The following is a 22615-nucleotide window of genomic DNA, read 5'->3' as shown; positions in this document are numbered from 1 at the left end:
CACAAGCATAATTTGCAGACTTCAAATTGCAAATTTAAAATAACACTTGCTCTCATCAGAAAAATTGATATGTTGCAGTACATTTTCTGAAATCAAATAATCATAAATTTCAGGAAACGGACCAAAACCGGAAGCAACATTAATATGTCCGACTTGACCCAGGTTAATCGGGTTGAGTTTCCATGTTTTGGCTAAGCATTGGGCATCTTCGAAATTTAACCAAGGGTCGTTTTCACTGATCAGTAAAGTGGTCGGAACGGCAATTTTAAGTTGGTGAAAATAATCTTGATAATCTTGCTGGCTATCACGTGCAAAGCCAGCTTCACCAAAACGTGCAGGATTCGCCGGTGCAACCAAAATCAAATTTTTAATTTTTTGATTTAATTCCGGGTGCTGAGCTAGTGCTGCAACAGTGGTTAGGCAACCAAAGCTATGCGCAACAATCTGGATATTGCCCTGAATTGGTGTCACGGTATTTACAAATTCGCTAATCCAATCTTGTAAGACAGGTTTGTTCCAATCCTTTTGTTGCACACGCGAGCATGACATGAGTTGTCGTTGTAACCAAGATTGCCAGTGCGCATGTTCACTGCCACCTACGCCTGGAACAATTACGGTATGAATCATGTCGGTGCTCCTTTATCTTTCCAACACTTATTTCGCGCTATTGGCTTTTACGATTTGGTCAAAGATGCCACCATTTTCAAAGTGGGCTTTTTGAACTTTATCCCAACCACCAAATTCCTGGTCAATGGTCACAAGTTTAAGTGGCTTGAATACATTACTGTATTTTGCCAAGACAGCAGCATTGCGTGGACGGTAGAAGTTACGTGCTGAAATCTCTTGACCCAATGGAGAGTACAAGAAGTTCAAGTAACCTTGCGCCAAGTATTTGTTGCCTTTTTTCTCGGCATTTTTTTCTACGATTGCAACGGGTGGCTCGGCCAGAATAGACAAGCTTGGTGTTACTATTTCGAATTTACCGGGTTGTTCACGAATCGCTAAATGAGCTTCGTTTTCCCAAGCCAGTAATACGTCACCAATACCACGCTCAGCAAATGTTGTGGTTGCGCCACGTGCGCCAGAGTCGAGTACTTTGGTGTTTTTATAAATTTTGCGAACGAATTCTTGAGCTATTTTGTCGTTACCACCGGCTTGGTGTTTTGCCCAAGCCCAAGCTGCTAAATAGTTCCAGCGTGCACCGCCAGACGTTTTAGGGTTAGGGGTGATAATGCCGACATCGGTTTTAACCAAATCACCCCAATCTTTAATGCCTTTCGGGTTGCCTTTATGTACTAAAAATACGATGGTTGATGTATATGGTGTAGAGTTATTTGGAAACTTTTTCTGCCAGTCTTTTGGCAGCAGATTTGAGTTTTCTGCAATGGCATCAATGTCTGCGGCAAGGGCTAAAGTCACGACGTCTGCATCTAAACCATCAATCACTGCACGCGCTTGTTTACCAGAACCACCATGCGATTGCTTGAAGTTGATTTTTTGACCGGTACGGCTTTCCCAGTATTTGCCGAACTGTTTATTAACGTCTTCATAAAGTTCACGGGTTGGGTCATAAGAGACATTTAAAAAGTCTTTTGCCAGAGCGCTAAAAGATGTTGCAGAAATAACTGCTGCTAAAACCCCTAACTTTAATTTTGCTGAAATGCTCATGCCAACCTCAATATTCTTAACTGTTTTGTAACATGAATGCAGAATAGCGCCATTCTTTATGCATAAAAAATAATAAAAAATGAATTTTATATGAATAAAAGAGATAAATAAAACCTGTTCTGTATCCAAAGCATTGGCCTTATGAATAAAGCCAATGCTGCTTTTTGATCTTCCAAGATTATTTGGTGCTATTGGCTTTCACGATCTGGTCAAAAATGCCGCCATTATCGAAGTGAGCTTTTTGCACTTTAGTCCAGCCACCGAATTCCTTGTCAATCGTCACCAGTTTCAAAGGTTTGAATACGGATTTGTATTTTGCCAAGACAGCGGCATTGCGCGGACGATAGAAGTTATTGGCTGCAACGGTTTGACCTGCAGGTGAATAGAGGTAGTTTAAGTAAGCTTTAGCGACAGTGAGATTGCCATCTTTTTGTGCATTCTTTTCAACAATCGCCACTGGCGGTTCTGCCAAAATAGACAATGATGGTGTGATAATTTCAAACTTGCCCGGCTGTTCACGAATCGCTAAGTGAGCTTCGTTTTCCCAAGCCAGTAATACGTCACCGATACCGCGCTCAGCAAATGTTGTGGTTGCACCACGTGCACCTGAGTCGAGTACTTTGGTGTTTTTATAGATTTTACGTACAAATTCCTGCGCTTTAGCATCGTTACCGCCCGGTTGGTGTTTCGCCCAAGCCCAAGCTGCTAAATAGTTCCAGCGTGCACCGCCAGACGTTTTAGGATTTGGAGTAATGATGCCGACATCGGTTTTAACCAAATCACCCCAATCTTTAATGCCTTTCGGGTTGCCTTTATGTACTAAAAATACGATGGTTGATGTATATGGTGTAGAGTTATTTGGAAACTTTTTCTGCCAGTCTTTTGGCAGCAGATTTGAGTTTTCTGCAATGGCATCAATGTCTGCGGCAAGGGCTAAAGTCACGACGTCTGCATCAAGGCCATCAATGACTGAACGTGCTTGTTTGCCGGAACCGCCGTGTGATTGTTTGAAGGTGAGATCTTGGCCTGTGCTTTTCTTCCAATACGCACCAAACTCTTTATTATAGTTTTCATACAATTCACGGGTTGGATCGTAAGAAACGTTTAAAAAGTCTTTTGCAAGCGCACTAAAAGATGTTGCTGAAATAAGTGCTGCTAAAACCCCGATTTTTAATGAGCGCATTTTTGCTATCCTTTACATTTAAATTATTTATGTTTTGTACAAGGCGGAGAATAGCGTCATCTTTTTTATTAAAAAAATAATAAGAAACGAATTTGATATGAATAAAACAGCTATCAATTCAGCGTCGCTATTTTTAAACTAAGTCATCATTCACAGGATGTTTGCATATGCCATGTTTTAAAAATGCACAGGAAATAAACGAAATTTCATTATTGGATCGTGCTTTCCATTATGGTGATGGCTGTTTTACGACTGCGCGTGTTCGGCATGGCAAAATTGAGCTTGAAGCATTACATACGGCACGTCTGCATTTAAGTTGTGAACGACTGCTGTTAAAAGCAGATTTGAGTTTGATTCAAAAAAGCTTAGGTTTATTGCGACAGCAATTTCTGGAAGTGAATGGCACACTTAAAGTCATCATTAGTCGTGGTGAAGGGCAGCGCGGATACAGATTGCCTGATCATCCGGCAGATGTATGGGTGTTTTTTTATCCCAAAGTGGTGGATGATTTTCAAATTGAAAAAATTAAATCGGGTGTGCTACAACAGGCGTTGGGACTCACCATGCCAAGCTTGGTCGGTTTAAAAAGCCTGAATCGCTTGGAACAGGTATTATTAAAAAATGAAGCCGATCAACATGGCTGGGCGGAAGCATTGGTGACTGATGTGCAAGGCACTGTTGTTGAAGGAGTAAGCAGTAATTGTTTCATTCGTTTAAACAATACATGGATTACCCCGGAACTTCGTTATAATGGCGTCCATGGTGTAATGCGGGCAGAAATTTTGGCGCGTATGCAGCAGCAAGGTATTCATTGCGAACAGCGTTTTATTGATATGGAAGAAATTTCAAAATTTGAAAGTCTGTTTTTCTGTAATGCCTTAAGTCCAATGAAAGTTGTGACTGAACTTAATCAGCAAGCTTTGAATGTTCAAGCGTGTATTGAACTGTTTAATATCCTTCAATTGACTCAGATTCGTTAATATGTCCAGCACAAACAAAAACTCAAAAAAGAAAGCCACAAAAGTATTTCCATTGAAAGGTTTCGTCGTTCTATTCATAGGTTTCGTGGTCATGGCTTCAGTCATCTTATGGTCAAGCTTGTTTAAGGCTTATCCTGTCGAAGGTGAAAAGCAGCTGCTGGCCATTGGAACAGGTGATACCTATTCAGGCTTTATTAATCGTTTAGCCAAAGAAGATAAAGTCAGTTTCCCGATTATATTAAAGCTTTATCAAAAGTTTATCATTCATGACAGCATGAAAGCCGGTGTGTATGAAGTGCGTCAGGGCATGACTATTCGTCAAGTGATGGATATGGTTGCGAATTCTGAAAATGCACAAATGAATCGCATTCTGGTGATTGAAGGTACGACCTTTAAGCAGTTAATTGAACTTCTAAAGAAAGATGATTTAGTCACGAAAGAAGTGCTGAATCTTCCTCAAGATCAAATGCTGCAAGCATTAAATATTCCGTTTAATCATCCAGAAGGTCTGTTTGCACCGGATACCTATTTCTTTGCCAAAGGTGAAACAGATAAAAAGATTCTGACGGATTTGTATAACCGTCAAATGAAATCTTTAGATGCTGCATGGGCAAATCGCGCCTCTGACCTACCTTATAAAGATAAATATGAAGCTTTGATTATGGCTTCAATTGTTGAGAAAGAAACCAGTCTCGATCGTGAATTGGAACAAGTTGCTGGTGTATTTGTGCGCCGTTTAAAAATGGGGATGCGTCTGCAAACAGATCCAACTGTGATTTATGGTATGGGAGATAACTATAAAGGTAATATCACCCGTACAGATTTGCGTACACCGACTGCTTATAACACTTATACCAACAGTGGTTTGCCGCCAACACCCATTGCTTTACCAAGTCAAAAAGCAATTGAGGCAGCGATGCATCCGGATGCATCAAACAATATTTATTTTGTCGCAACCGGCAATGGTGGACATAAATTTACCGCAAGTTTAGATGAGCATAATCGTGCAGTGCAGGATTACTTGTCAGTTTTAAAATCGAAGAAGGAGTGATGGATGTTTATTAGTTTTGAAGGCACTGAAGGTGTCGGGAAAACCACACTCATTCGTAAAATTTATGACTATTTAGAACAACAAGGACAGCAAGTAGTGCTTACTCGTGAGCCAGGCGGCACACCGATGGCGGAACAAATCCGTTCGCTACTGCTGTCGGTCAATCATGAAGAAAGCATGTCCAATGATACTGAGTTGCTTTTAATGTATGCTGCACGTGCGCAACACTTACAACAAGTGATTGTGCCGGCATTGGCTACAAGTAAAACTGTACTCTGTGATCGTTTTACCGATGCCAGTTTTGCCTATCAATGTGCGGGGCGTGGTTTAAGTAAAGAAAAATTACAGCTATTGAATTCTAATTTTGTCTCGCATATGCCGAATATCACTTTTTGGCTAGATGCACCGACTGAACTGGGGATGTCACGCGCGCGTGAACGTGGCGCACTGGATCGCTTTGAACAGGAGAAAGCCACTTTCTTTGAGAAAGTACGTTCGGGTTATCAAGAGCTGTGGGAACAACAAGGTGAACGGATTAAGCGTTTAGATGCCACTCAGACACCAGATCAGGTATTTGAACAGGCAGTGGCTTATCTGAAATAACTTTTTCAGATTGAAACAAAGATCAAAAAGATCAGTGCTTAAGGCGGGTTATTCTTTTATATTCAGCATCATCAGGGATGAAGATGAAATATAAATGAAAAGTACCAAGGCAGAAATCATTGCTTTTTTACAGGCTGAATTTCCACAAAGTCTGGAAAAATGCGAAATAGAAACAGTGACTGAAAAAGCTGCATCCATTATTTATCATGTGGGTGCTGCTGATTTAAGACCCGGCGGAACAGTATCAGGACCGACCATGATGACTGCTGCCGATTATGCACTCTATATTGCAATTCTGGGAGAGATTGGTATTGTTGCTTTGGCAGTGACCACCAATCTATCCACTAATTTTTTAAGAAAGCCATCCGCAGAACAGGATATTCGTGCAGTTTGCCGATTGATGAAAGTGGGCAAGGCACTGATTGTCGGTGATGTTTGGTTATATTCCCTTGATTCGGATGAACCGATCGCTCATGTTGTGGGTACTTATTCTATTCCACCCCAGCGATAATTCTAGTCTATGGTCGAGTTAAAAAGCCGAACATTTCTGTTCGGCTTTTTATGGGTTTTGCCTGTGCTTAAATTTAACTTTCTGCATTCACCAACGGTGTTTCCACTTTAAAGTTGGGTGGAGTCAGTACAGTTTTACGCAATTCATCCGCCAATTCAGGATAGTCTAAGGTGAAGTGCAGACCTCGTGATTCTTTACGCTCCATGGCACAGCGCACAATCATCTCGGACACGAGCACTAAATTACGCAGTTCGATCAGGTTCTTGCTGACTTGATAATCTTGATAGTACTCGGTGATTTCCCGTTTCAGCATTTCAATCCGGTGTAGCGCACGTTCTAAACGTTTCGTGGTCCGTACAATGCCGACATAATTCCACATGGTCTGACGCAGTTCATCCCAGTTTTGCAAAATCACCACATCTTCATCCGGATTCATGACCTGAGAGTCATCCCAAGCCGGTACATCTGGGGAGATATAACTGGTGTTGAACTGATTTTCGATATGTTTTGCAGCACTCATTCCATACACAAAACATTCTAAAAGTGAGTTACTGGCCATTCGGTTAGCACCATGCAAGCCGGTATAAGAGGTTTCACCAATCGCATAGAGTCCTTCAATGTCGGTCTGGCTATTTTCATCGACCATCACTCCGCCACAAGTATAGTGCGCAGCAGGAACCACCGGAATCATTTCCGTAGTGATGTCGATGCCCAGTTCTAACAAACGGGAATACAGGGTAGGGAAATGTTCCTTTACAAATTCAGCAGGTTTATGGCTAATGTCGAGCCAGACATGGCGAATACCCAAACGCTTAATTTCATAGTCGATGGCACGGGCCACAATGTCGCGTGGTGCAAGTTCAGCACGTTCGTCAAAACGCAGCATGAAGCGTTCACCATCGGGTAAACGTAAATACGCACCTTCTCCACGCATGGCTTCAGTAATTAAAAATGAACGCGCTTGAGGGTGGTAAAGACAGGTTGGATGGAACTGATTAAATTCCATATTGGCAACGCGACAACCGGCACGATAGGCCATGGCAATGCCATCACCGGTGGCAATATCGGGATTGGATGTATACAGATAGGCTTTCATTGCCCCGCCACATGCCAGAGCGGTAGAAGGTGCTAAGAAGGTATGTACTTTTTCAGTTTTTTCATCGAGCGCGTATAAACCCAACGCACGATTGCCTTGATCTTTCAGCCCTAATTTTTGCGAAGTAATTAAATCAATCGCAATATAATTTTCAAAAATAGTGATGTTCTGTTTTTCTTGGGCACGTTCAACCAAAGTGGTTGAAATAGCACGACCAGTCGCATCAGCCGCATGGATGATACGGCGCTGTGAATGCCCACCTTCACGGGTTAAATGGAGTTGTTCTTGTTCATCTAAGGTGAATTGCACACCATGCTTTAAAAGGAAATCAACCGAAGGTTTGCCACCTTCAACCGTCTGTTTTACCGCATCAATCTCACATAGCTGTGCACCTGCAATCATGGTGTCATCAATGTGCTGTTCAATTGAATCGGTTTCATCCAGAACAGCTGCGACACCGCCTTGCGCATAAAAAGTACTGGCATCTGTCAAGGTCGATTTTGCCAAAACTGCAATATTGAAATGATCGGGTAGCGATAAAGCCAGACTTAAACCTGCACCGCCACTTCCCACAATGATCACATCAAAATGATGCGTTGTGTTTAAATTAGACATGTCCATCAGCTAATTCGAAAAAAGTTCGCTAATGACACCGCTTTTTTGATCAAAAAACAAGAGCAAATATGCTAATGTATGATGAGAAAAAGTAATAAACCAACAAACTTTTAAGAAAACTTTAAGCTGTTGTTTATACAAATATAATCAAACATATTATTACCCAAGATAGACAAAGTTTATGCTAGAAACTGTCTACACATATTTATAATGAAATGGAGCGAATGCTTGATATGAAAAATCGCTATGTACAAAAAGGAATTTATGCTGCGGTATTTACGATAGCTGCAGCGCAAACACAAGCAGCATCGTCAGTAGACTTTTCCAATCTGGTAGAACAAGTCAGTCCGGCAGTTGTCAGTGTAAATGTCGTTAAAAAAATGACAGAACAAGAATTGCTGCAGCAGCAAGTTCCTGAAATATTAAAACGTTTCTTTGGTAATCGAGTAATTATTCCTCAGCAACAAGTACCACAAGAAAAAACCGGTTATGGCAGCGCATTCTTTATCAGTAAAGATGGTTACCTTTTAACGAATCATCATGTGGTAGAAGATGCTTCTAAAGTCACAATCATGCTGAACGATCGCCGTGAAATTGATGCGACTGTGATTGGAAGTGATGAGCGTACCGATGTTGCGCTTCTAAAAGTCAATGGCTCGAATTTCCCTGAATTACGTACCGGTAATGTCGATCGACTCCGAGTGGGAGAGCCGGTACTGGCGATTGGTTCACCGTTTGGCTTTGACTATTCTGCATCAGCCGGTATTGTCAGCGCGAAAATGCGCAACATGATGGGTGAAACTTCAGTTCCATTTATTCAAACCGATGTGGCTTTGAATCCCGGGAATTCGGGTGGTCCACTGTTTAATCAAAATGGTGAAGTGGTTGGGGTGAACTCACGGATCTTTAGTGGTACTGGCGGATATATGGGCTTGTCATTCTCTATTCCGATTGATGTGGCAATGGATGTGGCAGATCAGTTGAAAAAGAATGGTAAGGTGACGCGTTCATACTTAGGCATAATGCTGCAAGATATTGATCGTACCCTTGCAGAATCTTATCACCTGTCCAAACCTGAAGGTGCACTGGTGACGCAGGTGGCGCCAAATTCACCTGCAGCCAAAGCCGGCTTTAAGTCGGGCGATGTAATCTTGAAATATAATGGCTCACCCATTTCAAGAACTTCTGATTTGTTGAATTATTTAAACCGGACTACGCCTAATCAAGTGATTCAGCTGCAAGTTTTACGCGATGATAAAACCCGTAATATCTCGGCGACCGTGACGACGGCTCCAGATGACACCCCGGCAAAAGTGGAACAAACTGCTGAGCAAAAAGGTCCTGTTATAGGCGTTAGCATTCGTAACCTAACCGCTGCTGAACAAGCACAGCTGGATATTAAAGGCGGTATTTTGGTAGAGGAAGTGAAGCGAGGCGGTATTGCTGCACAGGCACGTATGGCTGCAGGCGATATCATTACTCAAATCAATAATAAAACCATTTTGAATAGTAATGATTTTATTAAATCTGTGTCTGAGTTGAAAAAAGGTTCAATTGCACGTGTTTCGGTTATTCGTCAAGATCAACGCGCAATTTTGGGCATGCGTATTGAATAAGCTTGATAAATGAACAGCAAAACCACTCTGAAAATGAGTGGTTTTTTTATATTTTGCAATTTTACTCGATCTTAAAATTACGTAGACTGTGTTTCCTTGAACGAAATTTTTGCAAAGAGTAAGGGTTTAAACAATATATGAACACAGTTTTTGATTTAGAAATGACCGTTCAAGCAGATCATATTGACAGTTTGGGACATGTGAATAATGTGGTGTATATGCAATGGATACAGGAAGTTGCTACTGCACATATTGAAGCCTTGGGTTTGGGACTTAAGGAGTATCTTGAACTGAAACATGCGATGGTGGCGATTGAGCATCATGTGCAATATCGTAAAGCTGCATTTGAGGGCGAAAAAATTATCTTGCGTACCTGGTTGAATGATCTCAATGCACTCTATTCTTTCCGTCAATACGTCTTCTATCGTCCTCAAGATCAAAGTATTTTATTTACAGGAAATACCAAATGGGCATGTATCGAAATTGCAACAGGTCGACCAAAACGCATGTCACCAACGTTTACCCAGGCTTATCAACCGATAGCAGCAGATATTAATCCGCTGGATTTCACTAATATTATTTCAAAGGGTTAATATTGATACATATCTACCTGTCGACTATGGCTTAAAAGATCTTATTTAATTGCTGTCATTACATTCATATATCAATACTTGAGTGAGGAAGATTTATAGCAAAGTTTTGCAGAAGAAACCGACTATTTTTAAAAGCTCTCTGTATTTTTAACTATCTACTGCTTATACTGTGCAACATCTTCGGAATATCCTTTTTTGCACGTCATAAATACTTTGTTTGTTCGAGTATGTGATTGTGTGTTTTGATTTAGAGTAGTTTATGGCAGTTGCTAAAAAGTCAGTTAATATCAATAATATACGAAATTTTTCGATTATTGCACATATCGATCATGGTAAGTCGACGCTTGCCGATCGATTCATTCAAACCTGTGGTGGTCTGCAAGCTCGCGAAATGCAAGCACAAGTCCTTGACTCTATGGACATTGAGCGCGAACGCGGAATTACCATTAAAGCTACGTCAGTAACCTTGTATTACACCCATCCAAATGGTCAAGAATATCAACTTAACTTTATTGATACTCCAGGACACGTTGACTTTTCCTATGAAGTATCACGCTCGCTAGCAGCCTGTGAAGGAGCTTTATTGGTTGTGGATGCGGCACAAGGTGTAGAAGCTCAATCGGTAGCGAACTGTTATACCGCCCTTGAACAAGGTCTTGAAGTTCTTCCTGTTTTAAACAAGATTGATTTACCTCAAGCTGAACCTGAGCGTGTCGTTCAAGAAATTGAAGATATTATCGGAATTGAGGCGACAGAAGCACCCACATGTTCTGCAAAAACTGGCTTAGGCGTTGAAGGTGTTTTAGAAACACTGGTCAATGTGATTCCACCGCCAGTGGGTGATCGGGATGCTGCTTTACAAGCCTTGATTGTCGATTCTTGGTTCGATAACTATTTAGGCGTTGTCTCGCTGGTTCGTATCAAACATGGTCGTATCCGTAAGGGCGACAAGATGCTGGTGAAATCCACAGGTCAAACCCACATCGTGACCTCAGTGGGTATTTTTAACCCTAAACACACTGAAACAGGTGAATTAGAAGCCGGTGAAGTGGGCTTTGTGATTGCCGGGATTAAAGATATTTTTGGCGCGCCAGTGGGCGATACCATTACTTTAGCGGCTACACCAGATGTTGCTGTATTGCCGGGCTTTAAAAAGGTTAAACCGCAGGTCTATGCAGGTCTGTTCCCAATTGATGCCAGTGATTTTGAACCGTTCCGTGAAGCGCTACATAAATTACAAATTAATGATTCAGCATTGTTCTTTGAACCAGAAAGCTCCGATGCCTTAGGTTTTGGTTTCCGTTGTGGCTTCTTGGGTATGCTGCACATGGAAATTGTGCAAGAGCGTTTAGAGCGTGAATATGATTTAGATCTCATCAGCTCCGCACCGACTGTAGTTTATGAATCGCTAATGAAAAATGGCGAAACCATTTACATCGACAGTCCGTCGAAAATGCCGGATGGTTCAACGGTCGAAGATTTACGTGAACCGATTGCTGAATGTCATATCTTGGTTCCTCAAGAATACTTGGGTAACGTCATGACATTATGTGTTGAACGCCGTGGTGTTCAAAAAGAAATGAAGTTCTTGGGTAAGCAAGTTTCATTGACTTTTGAAATTCCTCTAGCTGAAGTGGTGATGGATTTCTTTGATAAATTGAAATCATGTTCACGTGGTTTTGCCTCGCTCGATTACAACTTTGTCCGTTTTGAAAGTTCGTCGCTTGTGAAAGTTGATGTCCTGATCAATGGTGAAAAAGTTGATGCATTGGCGATGATTGTTCATCGTAATGATGCGCGTCACCGTGGTATTGCATTGGTTGAGAAAATGAAAGAGCTGATTCCACGTCAGATGTTTGATGTGGCCATTCAAGCTGCAATTGGTGCACAAATTATTGCGCGCTCAACTGTAAAAGCAATGCGTAAAAACGTATTGGCTAAATGTTATGGTGGTGACGTTTCACGTAAGAAGAAACTTCTATCCAAGCAAAAAGAAGGTAAGAAACGCATGAAGCAAGTGGGTAGTGTTGAAATCCCGCAAGAAGCGTTCCTGGCTGTATTGAAAGTAGAAAGATAATAAGATTGAGGATATAAGCCCATGGATTTTGATTTTAATTTAATCCTTGTACCAGCCACATTAATTTTCTTTTTGGTGTGGTTGTTGGATAAGTTTGTCTTTAAACAAAGACAAACTCTAGGCAAGGATAATGAAAATTTCATTATTACATGGGCTTATGACTTTTGGCCGGTGTTGGCAGTTGTCCTGGTCCTGCGTTCATTTTTATATGAGCCTTTTAATATTCCATCAGATTCGATGGTGCCGACATTAGAAACCGGTGATTTTATTCTGGTGAATAAATTTAACTATGGAATACGTTTACCTATAGTAAATACTAAAGTGATTGACGTGGGTGAACCAGAACGCGGTGATGTAATTGTATTCCGTTATCCACCCCAACCGACCATTAGTTATATTAAACGTGTAGTTGGTTTGCCGGGTGATCATATTGTTTATGATCATGGTCAGCTTTCGATTAACGGGAATAAGGTCGCTAAGGTTCCAGTTGAATTTAGCCGTGAAAAAGACATTTTAGATACACCAACGTCAATTTATCATCAAGAAACATTGGGTAAACATAGCTTTAAAATGCGTGAGCTTGACGGTGTAAATGTTGCACGCCAAGCACCGTTTATTAATTATGTTGAAAATGGTAAATACTCGGCTGAAAATGGTTTATATTGGGAAGTCAAAGTTCCACAAGGTCATTACTTCGCGATGGGGGATAATCGTGATCAAAGTGCTGACAGTCGTTTTTGGGGCTTTGTACCAGAGGAAAACTTAACAGGTCGTGCGTTCTATATCTGGATGCATAAAGAGCCTGGTTTTAAATTGCCGTCATTTAATCGTAACGGTAAAATTGATTAAGCATGATTGGAAAAATAAAAAATGCGTAAAAATCAACAAGGGGCATCCTATATTGCAATTTTAATTGCAATCATTGGTTTTGCTTTTTTAGTGAAAATTGTTATTGCTGTTTGGGGACCGTATGTAGATGATCGACTGATCGATAATCAGATTACGGAGTTAATGCAAAGTAGTCCAAAAAACATTGCACCTTCTGAATTTGAGAAACAGATGGGGCAGCGTTTCGATATGAATGGTATACGTGACATCAAGTTTAAAGATGTTGCTCAAGTCATCAATACCGATGGTCTGCAAGTGAAAAAAGATTATGAGATAAGAAAGCCGTTCTTACTCAATATAGATTTAGTGTTAAAGTTCGAGAAAAGTTTTGATCAAAGGTCAGTCCAAACTAAGTGATATGCACTTAGTCAGCCGTATCGGTTATCAGTTCAAACAGCCTGAATTATTGCAGCTTGCACTGACACACCGCTCGGTAAGTCATAAATCTAACTATGAGCGTCTAGAGTTTTTAGGCGATTCATTGTTAGGGATGATCATTGCCCATTATTTGTATCAAGCCTACCCTCATGAAAATGAAGGGCGTTTAACGCGTATGCGTGCCACATTGGTTCGTCAAGAAGCATTAGGCAAAATTGCAAACGATTTGAAACTTGGTCCGTGTTTAATCTTAAGCACAGGTGAGTTGAAATCAGGTGGACATCATCGAGAATCTATTCTTGCTGATACTGTAGAAGCGATTATTGGTGCAATTTATGTCGACTGCAATGATTTAAAAGTCTTGCAAGAAATCGTACTGAAATGGTATTTACCATATTTAGACCATATTGAGCCTACAGACCAACTCAAAGATCCTAAATCACGCTTACAGGAATATTTACAAGCCCGTAAAAAGCCTCTCCCTATTTACGATGTTGTGGATATTCAAGGCGATGCCCCGAATCAGCATTTCAAAGTGGAATGTATTATCGAGGGTTTGCCTGTATTGTATGGTGAAGGATCCAGCCGTCGCTTTGCTGAGCAAGCAGTAGCGGCAGATATTTTAAAACAATTGGAGCAGTAATCTGCATGACTACACATTCTGATCACATCGATGCTGATCACGAGCCGCAAAGCAACGGCAACGACCTGATTAATGATTTTTTCAGTTCACAAGGCACAACTATTCCTGCAGATTTTAAAAGTGGATTTGTAGCCATTGTTGGGCGTCCAAACGTGGGTAAATCTACGTTAATGAACCATATTTTAGGTCAAAAACTTTCCATTACTTCACGTAAGCCGCAAACGACTCGTCATAAGATTGTCGGTATTGATACGCGTGAAAAGTCTCAGGCAGTCTTTGTAGATACGCCAGGGATGCACAAAAAAGAAGTCCGTGCCATCAATAAAATGATGAACCGTGCGGCATCTTCTGCACTACGTGATGTGAACTTGGTGCTATTTGTGGTTGATGCTCAAAAGTGGACTCAAAACGATGAACTGGTTTTGGAGAAACTTAAAAATGCAGAAATGCCCGTGATTTTAGTGATCAATAAAATTGATACTTTTGAAAATAAAAACAGTGCCTTGCCATTGATTCAAGAGCGAGCGAAGTTGATGAATTTCGCAGAAATTGTTCCTGTTTCGGCTTTGCGTGCCTCAAATCTTGATCATTTGCGTGACACGATTGAAAACTATTTACCATTTCAGCCACCTTTGTATGCATTGGATCAAATTACCGACCGTTCAGAGCGCTTCCTTGCATCTGAAGTGATTCGTGAAAAGATCATGCGTCAGTTAGGTGAGGAACTGCCGTATGATTTAACAGTGCAGATTGAGTCGTTCAAGACTGAAGAAGCGACTGTTCATGAAAAAACTGGTCGTCCAAAACCAGCATGTACCTATATCGATGCGACTATTTTTGTTGATCGCCAAGGCCAAAAAGCCATTGTGATTGGTGAAAAAGGCGCGAAGCTGAAAAAAATCGGTATGGATGCGCGTGCTGATATGGAAAAAATGTTTGAACAAAAGATCATGCTGACACTTTGGGTTAAAGTGAAAGGCGGTTGGTCGGATGACGAACGTGCATTGAAAAGTTTAGGTTATAGCGATATCTAAACCATTTTCATAAGTAACTCTTTTATAGGGAATAGTGATGATCAAAGTATTGGCAGTTGTAGCATGTGTTTTATTTCTGCAAGGCTGTATTCATAAACTTGTCACTGTCCCTGTAAAAGTGGCTTATAAAACCACGAAGGGCGTGGTTAAAGGCACTGCTGCCGTCGTGGGTGCGGTCATTCCTGATGGGGATGATGAAGAAACAGACTCTAAAAAGAAAAAAGACTAGATTCATTATTCATGCGAAATGAAGAATTGCATGGCTATTTAATCCATCATCGTAAATACCGTGAGCGCAGTCATATCGTGTATCTGTTTACGCAGGAGCATGGTCGCGTTGATGGAATCTTAAGACAAACGCCACCTCCGCAATACCAACCGATTTGCTTACAAGCTTCTGGAAAATCGGATCTTAAAAATTTTACTAAACTGGAAATCGTCAATCAGCCGGTTTTTTTCTTTGGCGATGCCTTCTTTTCCGGCTTTTATTTAAATGAACTTATTCTTCGTTTGTGCCCAGTTGAAGTCGAAATGCCACAGACCTTTGTGCAATATCATCAGACCTTACAACAACTGCAACAATTGGCACAACACGAAAATCCTCATCTTTTTCTAAGACAAATTTTGCGTCAGTTTGAACATGCACTTTTAGAAGAGCTTGGCTATGCACTCGACTTTAGTACTGATGCTCAGCAGCACGAGATTCAAGCAATACAACACTATTTTTTTCAGCTCAATGAAGGTTTTATTCCCACCGCACAACAGTCACGCTCAACTTTATCGGGACAGCACATTCTGGCAATGCGTGATTATGAAAAGGGTAGGGATTTTAACCCGGAGCAGTTACAATTGTTGGCGCAACTGTATCGGCAGATGATCACCTCTCTGTTGGGAGAGCGACCGCTTAAAAGCCGTCAATTGTGGGTTCAAAATACTCAATCTAAATCTTAATTTTTAATCATGGTTAGGAAATTGTTATGGCTGCATTGCTTGGTGTAAATATTGACCATGTGGCGACATTGCGACAGGCGCGCGGAACCACATATCCAGATCCAGTCAATGCTGCATTGATTTGTGAACAAGCCGGTGCAGAAGGGATTACCCTGCATTTACGTGAAGACCGTCGCCATATTCAGGATGATGATGTACGGCGTATGCGTCCGTTATTGAAAACGCATATGAATCTGGAAATGGCTGTGACCGCTGAAATGGTTGAATTCGCCAAAGAAATCAAGCCGCAGCATGTTTGCTTCGTTCCAGAAAAACGTCAGGAAGTGACCACTGAAGGTGGTCTGGATGTTTTAGGACATTTTGAAGAGGTTAAAGCAGCCACTCAAGCCTTAACTGCGATTGGTTGTGAAGTGTCTTTGTTTATTGATGCTGATATCGCACAAATTGATGCCGCAATTGCCTGTGGTGCTCCGACCATTGAAATTCATACTGGTGCCTATGCAGATGCAAAAACAGCAGAAGCACAACAGCACGAACTTGAGCGTATTGTTCAAGGTGCAGAATATGCAGCCGCTAAAGGTTTGTTGGTGAATGCAGGACATGGTTTAAACCTTGAAAATGTCACGCCAATTGCTCAAATTCCGCAAATTCATGAACTCAATATTGGTCATTCCATTATTGCCGATGCTGTGTTTGTGGGTTTAGCTCAAGCCGTTCAACAAATGAAAGCTGTCATTAAATCAGCAAGATAAGTTTTTAGAATTATGTCGTTAATAAATTATGATGATCTGATGAAGCCAGTTCTTGGCTTCTTGGGATGTGAAACGCCGAAAGCATGGTTGGATGAAGCAATGAATAACTTAGAGTTACTCATGCAAGATCATGCCAATTGTGAAAAGAAAGCAGCAGGTACGGCCATGAACCTGATGTTTCGCTACACGTTCTTTACAGATTTACAGGTTAAACTGGCACAGTTGGTGCGTGAAGAAATGTTGCACTATGAACAAGTGCTTGAACTGATGACCAAACGTGGGCAGGAATGGCAATCGATTAGTGCAGGTCGTTATGCAGGTGGATTGCGTAAAGAAGTCCGTACTTATGAGCCTGAAGCTTTAATCGACATTATGGTGATTGGTGCTTTTGTAGAAGCGCGTTCATGTGAGCGTTTCTATGCGCTCGCACCGCTTGTAGATGAAGACTTGGGTCGATACTACCGTTATCTTCTCAAGTCTGAATCTCGTCACTTTGAGGATTATTTGGCATTGGCATTGGATGTCGCTCAAACGTCAAAGTTAAAAAATCCTAAAGAAGATATTCAGCAGCGTATTGCGCACTTTCGTGAAGTTGAAAAAAACCTGATTTTAACTCCGGATGATTTATTCCGTTTCCATAGCGGTGTGCCGAGTAAAGCGGCTTAATCTATAGCTTTTTATCTATAATTCTTTAAAAAATCCTCTATTTGAATAGGGGATTTTTTATATCGGATTATTTTTGAAATCTTAAAAAAATGCCAACCTAAATGGATTAGATTGGCATCATTAAATCAGGCTGATTTTTATTTAGAATAAATTAAGCTTCAATGGTTTGTACGGCAATTTTCTTGGCAGGATCGGCTTTACGACGTACTGCTGGAACAGGTTCGCCATAATATTGACGGTCAGCAAAGTAGCTTGAACGAACCATCGGTGCAGCCCAAATGTTTCTGAAACCGAGCTTTTGACCATGTGCAGTGTAGCGTTCAAATTCTTCCGGTGTTACGAAGCGGTCAATCGGTGCGTGCTGCTTAGAAGGCTGTAAATACTGACCGATGGTGATGTAATCCACGTCATGTGCGCGAAGATCATCAAGCAATGCCAGTACTTCTTCTTCAGTTTCACCCAAACCAACCATCAATCCACATTTGGTCGGAATGTCAGGGCAGTACTCTTTAAACATTTTAAGCAGGTCTAATGAGTGCTGATAATCAGAACCCGGACGCATTGCTTTATACAAGCGCGGCACTGTTTCAATGTTGTGGTTGAATACGTCTGGCGGGCATTCCGTCATAATACGTAAAGCCACATCCATACGACCACGGAAATCTGGAACTAGAATTTCAAGTAATGTTTTTGGACTTAAATCACGTGCTTCTTTAATACAGTCTACAAAGTGCTGCGCACCACCATCTCGAAGGTCATCACGGTCAACCGAGGTGATGACTGCATATTTCAAACCAAGATTGGCAATGGTTTCTGCCATATGACGGGGTTCATCTGGATCAAGTGCATTTGGGCGACCATGTGCAACATCACAGAATGGGCAGCGACGGGTACAGATATCGCCCATAATCATAAAGGTTGCTGTACCGCCACCGAAACATTCCGGCAGGTTAGGACAAGCTGCTTCTTCACAAACTGTATGTAATTTTTGTGCGCGTAATGTGGTTTTAATCCGTTGAACTTCATCAGGAGCCGCCATTTTGACGCGAATCCAATCCGGTTTGCGTGGCGTTTCAACCGTAGGTACAACTTTTACAGGAATACGAGCGACCTTCTCTGCGCCACGAAGTTTGACACCCTGTTCTGGTTTACGGTTTTCAGACATATTCAACTTTTCCACTGTTTTTGACGGGGGAGATGCGAGACATAATAGCCCCTGTATTATAGCGAATTTAGGCTCAAATAGGGCAAAAACGATATTCATTTAAAAAATGTTGTTATCACTCAATATATGTCAGCTAAATACACCAAATGCATGGGAATTACGTCATAATATAACTTAGATTGATTAAAGATAGATTTTGATTAAAGGAGCGTTGAATGCCACGTAAAAAAGAGGTCGTTAGTGGAACTTTCGTTAAATACGACGCGGTAGTTCTCGGTTCAGGCCCAGCTGGTGAAGGCGCAGCAATGAAACTTGCCAAATCAGGCAAGCGTGTTGCAATCATTGATATGCGTGAGCAGTTAGGCGGTAACTGTACTCATGTAGGTACTATTCCAAGTAAAGCATTACGTCAAACAGTATCGAGCATTTTACGTTACCAACGTGACCCAATGTTCCAGAAAGTGGGCGACTGGAAACAGTTCACCATGAAACAAGTATTGCGTAATGCACATAAAGTGATTCAGCAACAGGTTGAAACGCATTCGCGTTTTTACGATCGCAATAAAATTGATATTTATCATGGTCGTGCATACATCCAGGATAAAAATACAGTACTGATTTTCAGTGATGATGGGATTAAAGAAACTATTGTTTTCCAACAGTTGGTGATTGCGACAGGTTCGCGTCCGTACCGTCCAGCAGCGCTTGATTTTAATCATCCACGTGTATTTGATTCAGACAAAATTTTGGATCTTGATTTTTCAATCCAGAAAATCATCATTTATGGTGCAGGTGTCATTGGTTGTGAATATGCGTCAATCTTCATTGGTCTGGACCATAAAGTTGATTTGATCAATACACAGCACAAATTACTCAGCTATTTAGATGACGAAATTTCTGATGCCTTGTCTTACCGTTTGCGTGAACAGGGGGTATTGATCCGTCATAACGAACAACTGGATCATCTTGAAACCTTCGATGATCACGTGGTGATGCATTTACAAAGTGGTAAGAAAATTAAAGCGGATGCCATTTTATGGTGTAACGGCCGTTCGGGTAATACTGATGGTTTAGGCCTTGAGAATGTGGGTATTCAACCCAACAGTCGTGGTCAGTTAACCGTAAATGATCAATACCAGACTGAAGTAGAAAACATCTACGCTGCCGGTGACGTGATTGGCTGGCCATCACTTGCTTCTGCTGCTTATGACCAAGGTCGTTGTGCAGGTTCAAACATGAGCGGTGAACATGTTGCACCGGTTAAGGATATTCCGACAGGTATTTATACCATTCCGGAAATTTCATCGATTGGTAAGACTGAACAAGAATTGACTGAAGATAAAATTCCTTACGAAGTAGGGCAAGCATCTTTCCGTCATTTGGCGCGTGCACAAATTACCGGTGACACCGTGGGTGAATTGAAGATTCTATTCCATCGTGACACGCTGGAAATTTTGGGTGTCCATTGTTTCGGTAACAATGCTTCAGAAATTATTCACATTGGTCAAGCGGTGATGAATAGTGGTCACAACACGATTAAATACTTTGTTGAAACCACCTTTAACTATCCGACCATGGCGGAAGCGTACCGCGTAGCAACATTGAATGGTATGAACCGTTTATTCTAAGCTTGATTTAAGTCTTAGATTGAAAAACCCGTAAGCGAAGGCTTACGGGTTTTTTATGCACAGAATAATGTGAAATTTTGACAAGGATAAAATGAGCATTCTGAAGTAGAGTTCATCTTTAGATTTCATCAAATCTGTAGGCTGTATTTTTTGCGATAACCATTTGGGCAATTAACTCATTCCAGTTTTCTGAGTTGTTGAATGTGAATGAGAACATCCATAAATTTTTAATGTTTTTTACTCATTTCAGAGAGTAACTCGAGTTGTATTTCTTGTATTTCAGCCAGTCTATCCCACTGATGCATTAAAAGATGATCTAATTTTTCATGCAAATGTTGAATTTCCAGCTCGGCTTTTAAGTTAATTTGATAATCATTTTGTGAACGCAATCTATCTTTTGCTTCTTGTCTATTTTGGCTCATCATAATCACCGGTGCTTGAATAGCCGCTATACAGGACAGGATTAAATTTAACAGGATAAAAGGATAAGGATCAGCAGGATGTGAGATCATAACCACAGTATTCACAATAATCCAGATGGCTAAAAAAATAGCAAAACAAATCAGAAAGGCCCAACTTCCACCAAAAGATGCAATTTTATCTGCCAGTCTTTCGCCAAAAGTCCAGTTTTGGTCTAGTTTGGTTTCAACATTTTTTGTGATGAGTTCATGCTGTTGCATGCTGTTAATCACTTCATACTCAAGATCAGTCACTTCACCTTTTTCAGACTTTAACAATGAATGAACATACTGAATTCGATACTTGGTTAAATCTGCCTGACAAATATAACTATGAGGTGACCATTCTGGAAAATCCTGTGAAATGGCTTCTGTAATGACTTTGCGTACTGTACCCATCGGGATGAGACTTTTTATCGGGAAATGTTTTCCACAAACTATACATTTATAAGATGCATTTTTTTCATTCATGATCGTGCTCTTTTCTAATAATTCTGAAATTATTGGATAAATACCATCGACTATATTTTAACCGTATTTGGGGTTTTTCACTGCTTATATTATTAATTTTCTTTACGCTTAATATTGGATTCAGCAAGTTGCCGATAAGACGGTTTAGTCATTTTTGCAGCAGGGAGATAAATTCATTCAAAAATGAAATCATATCCAGTGAAGCTTTAATTTTGGCAAAATTTTTGGAATGATGTTTTTATGTAAAATATCTCTAATAGCAGTCATTTATTGCACTTCATTTTCACCAATTTTTATCGTGATTACCTTTGGACTGATTGTGGTCTAACTCACCATCCATAAATAATGGTTACAGTTTCAAAACTAAGGTATAGATGCACCACTAAGCAACCAGACAAGTGAGAGTTACGATGCGAAGTTTGCTGGAATATTGAATTGAGCAATTTAAATTGTGAGATGGGCAGAACAAAAAATTTGAACATCTTGAATCTTAGTTATTGTTATTTCAAGATGTTCAAAACTGGGTATTTTTATTATTTTTTTATTGTTTTTATTTAAGCAATCCTTAGAAAGGACGACCTCCTGCAAGACTGATGCGTTTCAATAAACGGCGTTGATCGGAAGGGAAAGGGCGTCGTGAATGTAGCGTGACTTGATTGTCCCAGAATACGATATCACCTTGTTCCCATTGATGTTCATAGCGGAATTCAGGTTTTAAGATATGTTCACGTAATGAAGCGATTAATTCACTCCCTGCTTGATCATCATAATTCACCAATTCCACTTCACTTCGTGTATTCAGCCAAAGTGCTTTGCGACCACTTTCCGGATGCGTGCGTACCAAAGGATGTGGATAAGCATGCCCAATAATCGGTTGATCTTTAAAACGGTATAAAGGACTTGTGCCATAGCCATTGGTGTCATTGTCTTGAACCTGTTGTCGACGGACAAATGGGTTGTAGGTGATCAGTTGCAACTCATCAATATGTTTTTGAGTATCACGGTCTAAAGCCTCATAAGCCTTAATGGTATTGAACCATGAGGTTTGACCGCCACCTTCCGGAAGTTCAATGGCATAGAGTAATGAACCGAAAGAGGGTTGCGGTGTCCATTGGTGATCGGCATGTGGTGAAAGTTCACCATGACCGGTGTAATCACCTTGACCGACGGCATTAGATACAGGAACGACATCGGGTGGCGTGCCAGTATCCGATTGTGTTGCAAGTACTGGATTGTCTGCACTTGGGCGGAAAATAGAGCCAAAATAACTGGTGAAAGCCAAGTACTGTAAATCATCTAAACTTTGTTTTTTGAAAATTAAAATCAAGTGTTCAGCCAAAGCTTGTTTTAAACGATAAATCGTTTCACCGGCTTGCGCTTTACGGGCATCTAAACCAAAAACGACTGCACCTAATGCTTCACCTTGTAAGGGGATAATGCTGATTTCTTCTGGATTTTGAAATTGTTCTGCTTGATGCCAACGCGGTGCATCATGAATGGCTTGTGATAGTTGGGTGAGGCTGGTCATTTTGTTCTCAAATTATTTTGCTGTGAGAAAAATTTAATCAAAAATGACCAGAATACAAAA

General features: G+C 40.8%; 23 protein-coding genes. 16 read left to right on the top strand and 7 right to left on the bottom strand.

Annotated features, from left to right (window positions below; genetic code table 11):
• Positions 1-21: 21 nt before the first annotated feature.
• The 3 genes from HLH14_RS04695 to HLH14_RS04685 all read right to left on the bottom strand — a co-directional run bounded on the left by HLH14_RS04695 (position 22) and on the right by HLH14_RS04685 (position 2851).
• Positions 22-627 carry an alpha/beta hydrolase gene (locus tag HLH14_RS04695; protein ID WP_067724991.1) on the bottom strand — a complete coding sequence of 202 codons (606 nt, stop codon included), beginning with the start codon at positions 625-627 and terminating at the stop codon, positions 22-24.
• 27 nt (positions 628-654) lie between these two features.
• The gene (locus tag HLH14_RS04690) at positions 655-1668 is read right to left on the bottom strand and encodes a sulfate ABC transporter substrate-binding protein (protein ID WP_171532764.1); all 1014 of its coding nucleotides are present in this window, start codon (positions 1666-1668) and stop codon (positions 655-657) included.
• Between the two features lie 178 nt (positions 1669-1846).
• Entirely contained in the window at positions 1847-2851 is a 1005-nt protein-coding gene (locus HLH14_RS04685) for a sulfate ABC transporter substrate-binding protein (RefSeq protein ID WP_067724994.1), read from the bottom strand.
• 167 nt (positions 2852-3018) lie between these two features.
• On the opposite strand from HLH14_RS04685, the gene pabC reads away from it, so the two are divergent.
• The 4 genes from pabC (at position 3019) to HLH14_RS04665 (ending at position 5996) form a co-directional block, all read left to right on the top strand.
• A complete protein-coding gene (gene pabC / locus HLH14_RS04680) occupies positions 3019-3831 on the top strand; it encodes an aminodeoxychorismate lyase (RefSeq protein WP_067724995.1) in 813 nt (270 codons plus the stop codon).
• A 1-nt stretch (position 3832) separates the two neighbouring features.
• Positions 3833-4882, top strand: coding sequence for an endolytic transglycosylase MltG (gene mltG / locus HLH14_RS04675; protein ID WP_067724996.1), 1050 nt, complete (start codon positions 3833-3835; stop codon positions 4880-4882).
• Between the two features lie 3 nt (positions 4883-4885).
• Positions 4886-5485, top strand: coding sequence for a dTMP kinase (gene tmk, locus HLH14_RS04670; protein ID WP_067724999.1), 600 nt, complete (start codon positions 4886-4888; stop codon positions 5483-5485).
• A gap of 94 nt (positions 5486-5579) precedes the next feature.
• Positions 5580-5996 carry a PaaI family thioesterase gene (locus HLH14_RS04665; RefSeq protein ID WP_067725000.1) on the top strand — a complete coding sequence of 139 codons (417 nt, stop codon included), beginning with the start codon at positions 5580-5582 and terminating at the stop codon, positions 5994-5996.
• A gap of 73 nt (positions 5997-6069) precedes the next feature.
• Here the strand turns inward: HLH14_RS04665 and nadB are convergent, their stop codons facing one another.
• Complete coding sequence (gene nadB, locus HLH14_RS04660; RefSeq protein WP_171255207.1) at positions 6070-7713, bottom strand: L-aspartate oxidase; 1644 nt, start codon at positions 7711-7713, stop codon at positions 6070-6072.
• 227 nt (positions 7714-7940) lie between these two features.
• Here nadB and HLH14_RS04655 point away from each other — a divergent pair, with 227 nt between their 5' ends.
• The 11 genes from HLH14_RS04655 (at position 7941) to HLH14_RS04605 (ending at position 17305) form a co-directional block, all read left to right on the top strand.
• The gene (locus tag HLH14_RS04655; protein ID WP_067725253.1) at positions 7941-9323 is read left to right on the top strand and encodes a Do family serine endopeptidase; all 1383 of its coding nucleotides are present in this window, start codon (positions 7941-7943) and stop codon (positions 9321-9323) included.
• A 137-nt stretch (positions 9324-9460) separates the two neighbouring features.
• Positions 9461-9916, top strand: a complete 456-nt coding sequence (locus tag HLH14_RS04650) for an acyl-CoA thioesterase (RefSeq protein ID WP_171532763.1) — start codon at positions 9461-9463, stop codon at positions 9914-9916.
• Between the two features lie 259 nt (positions 9917-10175).
• Complete coding sequence (lepA, locus tag HLH14_RS04645) at positions 10176-11993, top strand: translation elongation factor 4 (RefSeq protein WP_067725007.1); 1818 nt, start codon at positions 10176-10178, stop codon at positions 11991-11993.
• 21 nt (positions 11994-12014) lie between these two features.
• Positions 12015-12842, top strand: coding sequence for a signal peptidase I (gene lepB, locus HLH14_RS04640; RefSeq protein WP_067725009.1), 828 nt, complete (start codon positions 12015-12017; stop codon positions 12840-12842).
• A gap of 21 nt (positions 12843-12863) precedes the next feature.
• Positions 12864-13238 carry a DUF4845 domain-containing protein gene (locus HLH14_RS04635; protein WP_067725011.1) on the top strand — a complete coding sequence of 125 codons (375 nt, stop codon included), beginning with the start codon at positions 12864-12866 and terminating at the stop codon, positions 13236-13238.
• A complete protein-coding gene (gene rnc, locus HLH14_RS04630; protein ID WP_067725013.1) occupies positions 13210-13902 on the top strand; it encodes a ribonuclease III in 693 nt (230 codons plus the stop codon). The genes HLH14_RS04635 and rnc overlap by 29 nt, the downstream gene beginning before the upstream one ends.
• 5 nt (positions 13903-13907) lie before the next feature.
• Positions 13908-14936, top strand: coding sequence for a GTPase Era (gene era / locus HLH14_RS04625; RefSeq protein WP_067725015.1), 1029 nt, complete (start codon positions 13908-13910; stop codon positions 14934-14936).
• A 37-nt stretch (positions 14937-14973) separates the two neighbouring features.
• Positions 14974-15165 (top strand): NF038104 family lipoprotein, encoded by a 192-nt coding sequence (locus HLH14_RS04620; protein ID WP_067725017.1) that lies wholly within the window; start codon positions 14974-14976, stop codon positions 15163-15165.
• A gap of 11 nt (positions 15166-15176) precedes the next feature.
• Positions 15177-15887, top strand: a complete 711-nt coding sequence (gene recO, locus HLH14_RS04615; protein WP_067725019.1) for a DNA repair protein RecO — start codon at positions 15177-15179, stop codon at positions 15885-15887.
• Between the two features lie 26 nt (positions 15888-15913).
• Positions 15914-16639 (top strand): pyridoxine 5'-phosphate synthase, encoded by a 726-nt coding sequence (pdxJ, locus tag HLH14_RS04610; protein WP_067725021.1) that lies wholly within the window; start codon positions 15914-15916, stop codon positions 16637-16639.
• A 12-nt stretch (positions 16640-16651) separates the two neighbouring features.
• On the top strand, positions 16652-17305 hold the full coding sequence (locus HLH14_RS04605; RefSeq protein ID WP_067725023.1) for a MiaE family protein: 654 nt from the start codon (positions 16652-16654) through the stop codon (positions 17303-17305).
• Positions 17306-17456: 151 nt separating this feature from the next.
• Here HLH14_RS04605 and lipA read toward each other — a convergent pair whose 3' ends face one another.
• Positions 17457-18470 carry a lipoyl synthase gene (lipA, locus tag HLH14_RS04600; protein ID WP_067725025.1) on the bottom strand — a complete coding sequence of 338 codons (1014 nt, stop codon included), beginning with the start codon at positions 18468-18470 and terminating at the stop codon, positions 17457-17459.
• A gap of 215 nt (positions 18471-18685) precedes the next feature.
• Between lipA and sthA the strand changes: the two genes are divergently transcribed.
• Positions 18686-20098, top strand: a complete 1413-nt coding sequence (gene sthA, locus HLH14_RS04595) for a Si-specific NAD(P)(+) transhydrogenase (protein WP_067725027.1) — start codon at positions 18686-18688, stop codon at positions 20096-20098.
• A gap of 227 nt (positions 20099-20325) precedes the next feature.
• Here sthA and HLH14_RS04590 read toward each other — a convergent pair whose 3' ends face one another.
• Together HLH14_RS04590 and HLH14_RS04585 are read right to left on the bottom strand one after the other, a co-directional pair.
• Positions 20326-21027, bottom strand: a complete 702-nt coding sequence (locus tag HLH14_RS04590) for a DUF1003 domain-containing protein (protein WP_067725029.1) — start codon at positions 21025-21027, stop codon at positions 20326-20328.
• A 565-nt stretch (positions 21028-21592) separates the two neighbouring features.
• Positions 21593-22555, bottom strand: a complete 963-nt coding sequence (locus HLH14_RS04585; protein ID WP_067725031.1) for a TauD/TfdA dioxygenase family protein — start codon at positions 22553-22555, stop codon at positions 21593-21595.
• Positions 22556-22615 lie beyond the last annotated feature (60 nt).

This window comes from Acinetobacter terrae, from assembly GCF_013004375.1.
Lineage (GTDB): Bacteria > Pseudomonadota > Gammaproteobacteria > Pseudomonadales > Moraxellaceae > Acinetobacter > Acinetobacter terrae.
This window is presented reverse-complemented; position numbering and strand designations above follow the sequence as displayed.